8 protein-coding genes are annotated in these 11,076 nt (G+C 56.1%); 2 read left to right on the top strand and 6 right to left on the bottom strand.

Features of this window, described 5'->3' with window-relative positions:
• The first annotated feature begins 438 nt into the window (after positions 1-438).
• Positions 439-2,043, top strand: coding sequence for a phosphoenolpyruvate carboxykinase (ATP) (pckA, locus tag PG062_RS12340; protein ID WP_113999877.1), 1,605 nt, complete (start codon positions 439-441; stop codon positions 2,041-2,043).
• Between the two features lie 269 nt (positions 2,044-2,312).
• Here the strand turns inward: pckA and PG062_RS12335 are convergent, their stop codons facing one another.
• The 4 genes from PG062_RS12335 to xylB form a co-directional block, all read right to left on the bottom strand.
• Positions 2,313-4,685, bottom strand: a complete 2,373-nt coding sequence (locus PG062_RS12335) for a phosphoketolase family protein (RefSeq protein WP_113999876.1) — start codon at positions 4,683-4,685, stop codon at positions 2,313-2,315.
• 129 nt (positions 4,686-4,814) lie between these two features.
• Positions 4,815-6,305 carry an L-fucose/L-arabinose isomerase family protein gene (locus PG062_RS12330; RefSeq protein ID WP_270752516.1) on the bottom strand — a complete coding sequence of 497 codons (1,491 nt, stop codon included), beginning with the start codon at positions 6,303-6,305 and terminating at the stop codon, positions 4,815-4,817.
• A 141-nt stretch (positions 6,306-6,446) separates the two neighbouring features.
• Entirely contained in the window at positions 6,447-7,085 is a 639-nt protein-coding gene (locus PG062_RS12325; protein ID WP_113999874.1) for a DUF4867 family protein, read from the bottom strand.
• Positions 7,082-8,566: a xylulokinase gene (xylB, locus tag PG062_RS12320; protein ID WP_270752515.1), complete on the bottom strand. Its 1,485-nt coding sequence runs from the start codon at positions 8,564-8,566 to the stop codon at positions 7,082-7,084. The genes PG062_RS12325 and xylB overlap by 4 nt, the downstream gene beginning before the upstream one ends.
• Before the next feature lie 178 nt (positions 8,567-8,744).
• Here xylB and PG062_RS12315 point away from each other — a divergent pair, with 178 nt between their 5' ends.
• A complete protein-coding gene (locus PG062_RS12315) occupies positions 8,745-9,518 on the top strand; it encodes a helix-turn-helix transcriptional regulator (RefSeq protein WP_270752514.1) in 774 nt (257 codons plus the stop codon).
• A 164-nt stretch (positions 9,519-9,682) separates the two neighbouring features.
• Here PG062_RS12315 and PG062_RS12310 read toward each other — a convergent pair whose 3' ends face one another.
• On the bottom strand, positions 9,683-9,904 hold the full coding sequence (locus PG062_RS12310; RefSeq protein ID WP_270752513.1) for a hypothetical protein: 222 nt from the start codon (positions 9,902-9,904) through the stop codon (positions 9,683-9,685).
• Positions 9,879-11,072: an acyltransferase family protein gene (locus PG062_RS12305; RefSeq protein ID WP_270752512.1), complete on the bottom strand. Its 1,194-nt coding sequence runs from the start codon at positions 11,070-11,072 to the stop codon at positions 9,879-9,881. Before PG062_RS12305 ends, PG062_RS12310 begins: the two co-directional genes overlap by 26 nt.
• Positions 11,073-11,076 lie beyond the last annotated feature (4 nt).

The raw sequence follows: 11,076 nt of genomic DNA, 5'->3' as shown, positions 1-11,076 counted from the left end.
TTTTTGGGCAGGGTGCATATGGACGCTTTAACGTGGTTTCTCTATTCTATCAAATTCAATCCCCTTTCTATCCCTTATTCATCCCCCCATGTCCCCCTATACATTATAATGCAAGGGAATACCTATCTCGCAACACTCTCAAGCATTCTCTCTCACTTTCTAATCACATCAATCCCGCTTTTCTCTGGCTTTTCCTCGCAGTGTTCCCAGTTTCTATTCATTTTATTTCCCCTCCCGGTCCCCGCCTATTCTTTTCCCTACCAAATTTGTTACTTTTATGAGAATTTAAGTCCAAGTTTGTTGATTTTGTCGAATTTCTATGTATAATGTTAGGTAGGAGAATACGCAATCGTATATCTCAATTGTTTTCTGTGATATTCTATGGCTGGATAGCGCAGAATACACATGACCATTCTTAAGGAAAGAGGTATTTGTAACATGGCAAATCTGGATCTTACCAAGTATGGCATCACCGGCACGACTGAGATCGTGCACAATCCCTCCTACGAGCTGCTGTTCGAGGAAGAGACCAAGCCCGAACTGGTAGGCTACGAAAAGGGTCAGGTCAGCGAGCTGGGTGCTGTCAACGTTATGACTGGTGTTTACACTGGCCGTTCCCCCAAGGATAAGTACATCGTCATGGACGAAAACTCCAAGGACACCGTTTGGTGGACTTCTGACGAGTACAAGAACGACAACCATCCCATGAGCGAGAGCACCTGGGCTACCGTTAAGGATATCGCCAAGAAGGAACTGTGCAACAAGCGCCTGTTTGTTGTTGACGCTTTCTGCGGCGCTAACAAGGATACCCGCATGGCCATTCGCTTCATCGTGGAAGTGGCCTGGCAGGCACACTTTGTTACCAACATGTTCATCAAGCCCACCGCCGAGGAACTGGAAAACTTTGAGCCTGACTTCGTTGTTTACAACGCTTCCAAGGCTAAGGTTGAGAACTACAAGGAACTGGGCCTGAACAGCGAGACCTGCGTTGCCTTCAACATCACCAGCCATGAGCAGGTTATCATCAACACCTGGTACGGCGGCGAGATGAAGAAGGGCATGTTCTCCATGATGAACTACTTCCTGCCGCTGAAGGGCATGGCTTCTATGCACTGCTCCGCCAACACCGATAAGGAAGGCAAGAACACCGCCATCTTCTTCGGTCTGTCCGGCACCGGCAAGACCACCCTGTCCACCGACCCGAAGCGCCTGCTGATCGGCGACGACGAGCACGGCTGGGACGACAACGGCGTCTTCAACTTTGAGGGTGGCTGCTACGCCAAAGTCATCAACCTGGACAAAGATTCTGAGCCTGACATCTACAACGCCATCAAGCGCAACGCTCTGCTGGAGAACGTCTCCCTCGACGCCGAAGGCAAGATCGATTTCGCTGATAAGAGCGTGACCGAGAACACTCGTGTTTCCTACCCCATCAACCACATTCAGAACATCGTTCGCCCGATTTCTTCTGCTCCGGCAGCCAAGAATGTTATCTTCCTGTCTGCTGACGCATTCGGCGTTCTGCCCCCGGTCTCCATCCTGACCCCGGCTCAGACCCAGTACTACTTCCTGTCTGGCTTTACCGCAAAGCTGGCCGGCACCGAGCGCGGCATCACCGAGCCCACCCCGACCTTCTCTGCTTGCTTCGGCCAGGCATTCCTGGAACTGCATCCCACCAAGTATGCTGAAGAGCTGGTCAAGAAGATGGAAAAGAGCGGCGCTAAGGCTTACCTGGTCAACACTGGCTGGAACGGCACTGGCAAGCGTATCTCCATCAAGGATACCCGCGGCATCATCGACGCTATCCTGAGCGGCGCTATCAACGAAGCCCCGACCAAGAAGATCCCGTACTTCGATTTCGAAGTTCCCACTTCTCTGCCCGGCGTTGATCCCGCTATCCTCGATCCTCGTGACACCTATGCAGATGCTGCTGAGTGGAACAAGAAGGCTGAGGACCTGGCAGGCCGCTTCATCAAGAACTTCGCCAAGTACGAAGGCAACGAGCACGGCAAGGCTCTGGTCTCTGCCGGCCCGCAGCTGTAATTTCTGCTGCAAGTTCTGTGCACAAGCCGCTTAAGGCTTGATTTGTTGTAACGAATAACGCCCCCGCCCCGGCGCATGGCCTGCTGCAAAGCAGTGCCGCACCTGAGCGGGGGTGTTTTTATTTTGCCGGGCCAGCATGCACAGCAGCCCGCACAAGAGAAGAAAATATCAGCGCACAAAAAACCACCCACCGCAGTCCCCTTGCGGGGGCTGCGGTGGGTGGCATATTTTCAGGGTTTGGGGTTAGTAAACAAAGGGTTCAGAACAAATTACTTGTTCTCAGGCAGATGCCACTTCCAGTCGATGATCTCAGGCAGATCCTGGCCAACTTCGTGGATGTAGTTCTTATGAGCAACCAGCTTGTCGTTCATCTGCTGGATCAGATAAGCGCCCTTGTTGCCCAGCTGCGGCAGGTGCTGCAGGGCATCCTTAACCAGGTGGAAGCGGTCGATCTCGTTCTGCACGCGCATATCGAACGGCGTGGTGATGGTGCCTTCCTCCTGGTAGCCATGGACAGACAGGTTGCGGTTGGTACGCTCGTAGGTCAGCTCATGGATCAGGGTCGGGTAACCATGGAATGCGAAGATGATCGGCTTATCCTTGGTGAACAGAGCATCGTAATCAGCGTCAGACAGGCCATGAGGATGCTTGGTGTTGGGCTCAAGCTTCATCAGGTCAACAACGTTGACAACGCGGATCTTCAGTTCGGGCATTGCGTCGCGCAGGATGGTGACAGCAGCCAGAGTTTCCAGGGTCGGGGTATCGCCGCAGCAAGCCATGACGACATCCGGCTCTTCGCCTGCATCGCTGGAAGCCCAATCCCAGATGCCAACGCCCTGGGTGCAGTGCTTAACAGCCTGCTCCATGGTCAGCCACTGGGGACGCGGATGCTTGGAGGTGACCAGTACGTTGACATAGTCACGGCTGCGGACACAATGGTCGAAGCAGCTCAGCAGGCAGTTGGTATCCGGCGGCAGGTACAGGCGGACAACGTCTGCCTTCTTGTTGGCGATGTGATCCAGGAAGCCGGGATCCTGATGGGTGAAGCCATTGTGATCCTGCTGCCATACGTTGGAGGTCAGGATCAGGTTCAGGGAAGCAATGCTCTGGCGCCAAGGCAGCTGGCTGCAAACCTTCAGCCACTTAGCATGCTGTGCAACCATGGAGTCCACCACGCGGATGAAGCTCTCGTAGGAAGCAAAGAAGCCGTGACGACCGGTCAGCAGGTAGCCTTCCAGCCAGCCTTCGCACATATGCTCGGACAGCATGGAGTCCATGATGCGGCCGTCGTGTGCCAGGAATTCATCGCCCGGGATGATGGTGGAGTTCCAATCACGCTGGGTAGCTTCGAAGCACTTGTACAGACGGTTGGACATGGTCTCGTCAGGTCCAAAGATGCGGAAGTTTTTAGCATCAGCATTCAGCTTGAGCACGTCGCGGATGTAGCCGCCCAGCTCGATCATATCCTGCTTCTCGACAGAGCCGGGGAACGGGATATCCACTGCATACTGCTTGAAATCGGGGGTACGCAGGTCACGCAGCAGCTTGCCGCCGTTTGCGTGCGGGTTGGCAGCCAGACGGCGGTCGCCGGTGGGAGCCAGTTCCTGCAGTTCGGGGATCAGGGTGCCGTTCTCGTCGAACAGTTCCTCAGCATGGTAGCTGTGCAGCCATTCTTCGATCTGCTTCAGGTGCTCTTCCTGGTTCGGGGTGCCGACAGTGATGTCGATGGGCACCTGGTGTGCACGGAAGGTGCCCTCGATGGGCTTGCCGTCCACTACCTTCGGGCCAGTCCAGCCCTTCGGGGTGCGCAGAACGATCATAGGCCACTGGATATGGCCCATATCCTCACCAGCACGGGCGCGCTTCTGGATGTCGTGGATCTCTTCGATGACGGTATCCAGGGTCTCAGCCATCTTCTCGTGCATGGTCATCGGGTCGTCGCCTTCAACGAAGTACGGCTTCCAGGAGCAGCCACGGAAGAAGCTCTCCATCTCTTCATGGGTCATACGGCCAAAGATGGTGGGGTTGGAGATCTTGTAGCCATTCAGGTGCAGGATGGGCAGAACAGCGCCATCACCCACGGGGTTCAGGAACTTGTTGGACTGCCAGCTGGTGGCCAGGGGGCCGGTCTCAGCTTCGCCGTCGCCAACGGTAACTGCGCAGATCAGATCCGGGTTATCGAACACAGCACCAAATGCGTGTGCGATGGAGTAGCCCAGCTCGCCGCCTTCGTTGATGGAGCCCGGAGTTTCGGGTGCAACGTGGCTGGAGATGCCACCGGGGAAGGAGAACTGCTTGAACAGCTTCTTCATGCCCTCTTCATCACGGCTGATGTTGGGGTAAACTTCAGAGTAGGTGCCATCCAGGTAAGCGTTGGCAACAAAGAAGTTTCCTCCGTGGCCCGGGCCGGAGATCAGGATCATATCCTGGTCGTACTTCTTGATGACACGGTTCAGGTGAACATAAACGAAGTTCTGGCCAGGCACGGTGCCCCAGTGGCCAACGATCTTCTTCTTCACGTCGTCACGGGTCAGCGGACGGCGCAGCATGGGGTTATCGAGCAGGTACAGCTGGCCTGCTGCCAGGTAGTTGCTGGCACGCCAATAGGCATCGATCTTTTTCAGTTCGGACGGATTCAGCATAATGTTCCTCCCTAGATTTTTGTTTTTTTACGGTTTTTCCCTACGCTTAACAGTATAGTGACTGTTACCGAAACAAAATAGTGGATTCCGTTCTTGTTGCTGGATTGTGGTTCAACTTTTTATGCCAGATCAAGCAAACGGATTCTCGGTCGGGTACGGCAGGCTCTTGGGCTGGTTGTAAGCGATGTCCTGAATGCCCAGGAACTTGAGGACCTCAAACAGGATCTTGCCGTAATGACCGAATGCAACGGCGCCGTGGTGCGGGTAACGCTTCTGGACCAGAACATGGCGGTAGAAACGGCCCATCTCATGGATGCCGAAGATTGCAATGCCGCCGAAGGAGCGGGTAGCAACAGGCAGGATCTCGCCCTCTGCAATGTAGGAGCGCAGGTTACCCTCGCTGTCGCACTGCAGACGGTAGAAGGTGATGTCAGAAGGTGCAATGTCGCCTTCCAGGGTGCCGCGGGTGAAGTCGGGATCGCTGCCGGCCGGCTCCAGCAGACGGTGCTGGATGAGCTGATACTTAACGGCACGGTCATTGCACATCTTGCAGGCCGGGGTGTTGCCGCAGTGGAAGCCCATGAAGGTATCGGTCAGGCTGTAATCAAACTTGCCTGCGATGTCCTCATCATAAATGTACTGGGGCACGCTGTTGTTGATGTCCAGCAAGGTAACGGTATCGCCGGAAGCGCACATGCCGATGTACTCGGACAGAGCGCCGTAGATATCAACTTCGCAGGAAACGGGGATGCCGCGGCTTACCAGGCGGGAGTTGACATAGCAGGGCTCAAAGCCGAACTGAGAGGGGAATGCAGGCCAGCACTTGTCAGCAAAAGCAACGTACTTCTTGTTGCCCTTGTGTGCATCTGCCCAGTCCAGCAGGGTCAGCTCAAACTGAGCCATGCGGGCCAGCAGGTCGGGATAGTAGTGGCCTTCGCCCATCTCGGCAGCCATATCCTTGCAGACATCCTCGATGCGCGGGTCATTTGCATGCTCTTTGTAGGAAACCAGCAGGTCCAGCTCGCTGTTCTCTTCCACTTCAACGCCCAGCTCGTACAGGCCCTTGATGGGTGCGTTGCAGGCAAAGAAGTCCTGCGGGCGGGGGCCGAAGGTGATGATCTTCAGATCACGCACACCCAGCAGGGTGCGGGCGATGGGAACGAACTCGATCATCTTGTCAGCGATCTCATCAGCAGTGCCGATGGGGTATTCGGGGATGTAGCCCTTCAGGTGGCGCATACCCAGGTTGTAGGAGCAGTTCAGCATGCCGCAGTAAGCATCGCCGCGGCCGTTGATCATGTCACCGTCGCCTTCAGCAGCTGCAACAAACATGCAGGGGCCGTTGAAGAACTTTGCGATCAGGGTTTCCGGAGTTTCGGGGCCAAAGTTGCCCAGGAAAACGGTCAGAGCATTGCAGCCAGCCTCGGTAACCTCGGCAACAGCCTTTTCCATGTCCTTCTCGTTCTCAACAGTGGTCTTTGCCTCGTACAGGTCCAGACCCTTAGCCTGGCAGGCTGCCACGATAGCGGCGCGGCGCTTTTCGCTCAGCTGAATGGGGAAGCAGTCACGGCTGACGGCAACAATGCCCAGCTTGACTTCAGGGATGTTGGTAGACTTCATAAGTTTGCCCTCCGTTTATTTTTTAATTTTGCTCTGCTCAATATCAAGTTAGGAAGTAGGAGTTAGAAGTCAGGAGTTGATGGTGTGCGCCTGCACGCACATTGTAGCTCCTAACTCCTCCCTTCCAACTTCTAACTATTTTTACAGATCGTCTGCGATGTCGATGTTCACGCCTTCCAGGCCGACATAAGCGCCTGCGGCAGCTTCGCTGCTCTCAACATGGGCCAGCAGCCACTTGTTGCAGGCCCACAGCTGGGCGTCGTCACCGCCGTCAGCCTTGATTTCCGGCTTGGCGGTGTTGGTGCCCTGCGGCAGTGCAACCAGCACGCGGAAGCCCTTGGCCGGGTCCACATGGCAGGGTGCGTAATGCAGGGTGGTGGCGTAAACTTCCACCAGGGTGCCTGCCGGTGCGCGGAAAGCCTTGACCTTTGCGGTGTCCAGCTTGCCATCGGTGATGTCGTCCATCTTGGCCAGCAGCAGGATGAAATCCTCGGTGCCCAGGTTGAACTCACTGTCGCGGTGGTATTCCAGGCAGTTCAGTTTGGTGTTGTGGCCGTTGCACCAGCCCAGCTGGACCGGCATGCCGCCAAACAGATGCTCGGAAACTTCCACCATTGCGGGCAGCCCCTGCAGAACAGGCTCCTCGGCCACATAGTCGGTAGCTTCCGGCAGCGGGGTGGTTGCCAGCGCCTGCAGGATCTCTGCCTTGGCAGCTTCCAGACCGGTCACCACACGGCCATAAGGCTTGAATTCGGGATCATTTACAGAATAGATCTTCATTGCAATGCCTCCATCTCTGCATACAGCGGCTTCAGGGTCGGGTACAGCTTGTGCCACAGCTCATAGCGGGCTGCATATTTCTTAACCAGAGCCGGATCCGGCTCGGTCACGCTCTTGATCTTGATCAGCTTATCCGCACATTCCTGCACCGTGGCGTATTCGCCGCAGGCAACGGCTGCCAGCATGGCGCCGCCGTAACCGGGGCCCTGCTCAGTCTGGGGCAGCGCCAGGGGAATGCCCAGAATATTTGCCATGATCTCGCGCCACAGCGGGCTCTTGGCGCCGCCGCCGCACAGCGTGCTGGATGCGATCTCAACGCCCTGTGCACGAGCGATCTCGACACAATCCTTGATGGCAAAGGCAACGCCTTCCAGCACAGCCTGGGTCATATCGGCGCGGGTGGAATCCATACGCAGCCCGATGAAAGAACCGCGGGCTGCGGGATCGTTATGGGGGCTGCGCTCACCCATCAGGTAAGGCAGATAGTACACATCGTTTGCACCCAGCTTTTCAGCGGTGATGGGCTCCTGCTCCTTGCCGAAGTCCTGGGTGTTCAGGATGTCTTCCATCCACCACTTGTTGCAGCTTGCAGCGGACAGGATGCAGCCCATCAGGTGGTAGCCGCCGTCTGCATGGTCAAAGCTGTGCAGGGCGTTCTGCTTGTCCACACCAAAGGTGCTGCTGGTGATGAACACGGTACCGGAGGTTCCCAGCGAGATGTTGCACTTGCCGTTGCCCACAGCGCCGCAGCCAACAGCAGCGGCAGCATTGTCGCCGGCGCCGGCGCAGACCTTAACGCCTTCCGGCAAACCCAGCTTGGCAGCAGCTTCGGCGGTCAGGGTGCCAACCGGCTCCCAGCTTTCAAACAGCTTGGGCATCTTGGCTTCGCTAACGCCGCAGATATCCAGCATTTCTTTGCTCCAGCACTTGTGCTGCACATCCAGCAGCAGCATGCCGGAAGCATCGGAGTAATCGGTGCAGTGTACGCCGGTCAGCTTGTAGTTGATGTAGTCCTTCGGCAGCATGATCTTGCTGATCTTTGCAAAGTTCTCCGGCTCGGTATCGCGCATCCACAGCAGTTTGGGGGCGGTAAAGCCGGCAAATGCAATGTTTGCGGTGTACTTGCTCAGGTTTTCTTTGCCAATGACGTTGTTCAGGTATTCCACCTGCTTCTGGGTGCGGCCGTCATTCCACAAAATGCAGGGGCGGATCACGTTGTCCTGTGCATCCAGCACCACCAGGCCGTGCATCTGGCCGCCGGCACCAATACCGGCCACCTGCGAAGCATCAAAGCCGTTCAGCAGCTCCGGAATGCCTGCACAGACAGCGTCCCACCAGTCAGCGGGGTTCTGCTCGCTCCAGCCCGGATGCGGGAATGCAATGGGATATTCGCGGCTTACAATGTTGGCGATCTGCCCGTCGCCCTGCATCAGCAGCAGCTTGACTGCCGAGGTACCCAGATCGATACCAATGTAGTACATGAGCCATTCTCCTTTGCGTTGTGTTTTTCTTGCGGTTCCCTCCGCTTTTTCTTTATTTTACCGAATTTCCCCTTGCAAGTGCAAGAAAGAGCGTATAAAATAATAGACAGAAGTTTGGGTGTTTTGGTGTTTTCACCCGGCCAAACTTTGTGTAACAAGAAAGTGAGGTTCCCCCCGTATGCTGTTCTATGAGTCTGAGCGTTCTGACCAGCACAATTATTTGTACTGCCAGCGCGACCATAACTTTAATTTTCCGGCGCATCTGCACCACAGCTTTGAATTCCTGTGTGTGCAGTCCGGCACACTGGCCTGTACGCTGGAAACCGAGCAGTATGAAGTTCACCCCGGCGAAGCCCTGCTGGTGCTGCCGGACCAAATCCACAGTTACCGCACCATTAGCGAATCTCAGAGCGTGTTATGGGTGTTTTCTACCGACTGGGTGCCAGAATTTATTTCTCAGCTGGGCCAGCGGGAGTTTATCACCCCTGTGTTCCGCATGGAAGCTGCGCCCCTGATGGAGCTGCTCTGGCCGGGCGGCAACCGCTGCAAGCAGCTGGCCGGGCTTTACCTGATTTGCGGTGCAGCGTTGGAACAGTGCTTTTTGCAGCCGCGCCCCGTGCCGGATGTGGATGCCCACCTTTCCTCCAAAATTATCGACTATGTGCAAAAGAATTACACCCACACCCTGACGCTGGAACAGATGGCACGCGATCTTGGATATAATTACACCTATCTTTCGGCCTACTTCAACCACAGCCTGCACACCGGCTTTCAGGGTTTTATCAACCAGTACCGCATCAGCCACGCCGCCGCGCTGCTGCAAGGCAGCAGCCTGCCCATCACCCAGGTGGCCGAACAGTGCGGCTTTGGCACCATCCGCAGCTTTAACCGCGTGTTCCTAAAAGAAAAAGGCATGACCCCCAGCGCTTTCCGCAAGCAGAATGTGCTGTAGCCATACTTATTGACAGCCCCGCCGGGCATGTTATAACAGAAATAGAAAAGGCACTGCGACAAGCGGTTGACCCTTTTAGGGCAACACCGCATAATTCTAAGTGCCGATACGGCGAGCGAGGTGCGGCAGCTGCTAAGCCAAAAGCGCAGATCATACTTTGTGTATTATCGAGCATTTTGGCAACGCAGTTGCCGTGCCGCAGCCGCCGGAGCGGTGCTTAAGCCGTCAGGCGGGAATTGTGCGGTATTGCCTTTGTTTTCTTTTCTATCTTTATAGCCAAAAAGGCACCACCGGATGAAAAGTCCGGCGGTGCCTTTTTGGCTTATCAGGTCATCAATGTCCGCGCTTTCCCACAGCACGTTACGCCTTGTTTTCCGCTTTTCCACGCGCAAACATCTTTTTCAACACCTTCGCGCACGGCTTTTCAATCAACAGCGTAATGAGCGCTGCCCCCAGCAGGGACAGCCCAAAGCACAGCAGGGTATATTGCAGCTGCCACGGCTGCTCCCCTGCCCGGTTCGGTTCCGCGCTGACGGACGGTGGAACGCCCAGCCGTTTCAGGTGAACGGCCAGGTTCTGGTGCAGCAGGTAGTAGTTCATCGAAACCGCCGCCAGCCAGCCCATCACCCGGTTGCCCATCAAAAAGCGTAGCGGGCGCGCCGCAAACGGCAGGGTGAGCAGGATTCCCGCAACGGCCAGCCCCAGCAGCGGGCGGCGCATCATCTGCCCGGCCTGCAAAGCCGCCTGGCCGCTCTCCCCTGCCTGCACCCGGAAAATGCGCAGCATCCCCCAGGTGGAAAGCACGCACAGCAGCGTTGCGATCCCCTGCCATGCCATCGCTTTGCGTTTTTCCGCTGCCGGGTAGCGCTGCACCAGCCAGACATACAGCAGTGCCGCCCCCATGCCCAGCGCGTATATGTCCAAAAAGTTTGCCAGCTGGTTGACCACCATATTGTATTCATCCAGCCGCCAGACGCACCCCCCGCGGAAGGCGAACGTCCCCGCTGCCATTGTCATCAGGGTGCCAAGGGGATTTTTCATCGCCCACCGCGCCAGCAGCGGGAAGATCAAATACGCCTGCATCTCGATTGCAATGGTCCAGGAAGCTCCCCCGATGGGGGTTGCAATATAGGTTGCCGGGTTAAACGTCTGGGTAAAGGTCAGGTGCATCACAACATCCCGCACCATATCGGAGCTGTTGTAGTACAGGTGCCAGGGCAGCGCCACGGCAAACAGCAGCACCAGCGTGACAAAATAATAGCTGGGCACAATGCGCATGATGCGGCGCTGGTAAAACTGTTTTGTGTCCGGTACCGCCTCTCCCAGCAGCATGGCACGGGCATAGGGCAGGAACAGCAAAAAGCCAGAAAGCAAAATCGTTCCGTCTACTGGCATATACCCGGCGCGCAGCAGATAATCCAGAGAGTAACTGCCAATGCTCGGCGTCAGCCAGGATTGCTGCCAAAAGTGGTACCAGCTGACGATAAACACCAGCAGCACCCGCAGGCCGTTCAGTTCCGGTATTTTATAACAGTTCGGGCGGTATGGCTCCATGCCA

This window comes from Gemmiger qucibialis (assembly GCF_027689445.1).
Classification (GTDB): Bacteria; Bacillota; Clostridia; order Oscillospirales; family Ruminococcaceae; genus Gemmiger; species Gemmiger qucibialis.
Note: the sequence above shows the minus strand (reverse complement) of the source record. Positions and strands in the feature narration are given on the sequence as shown.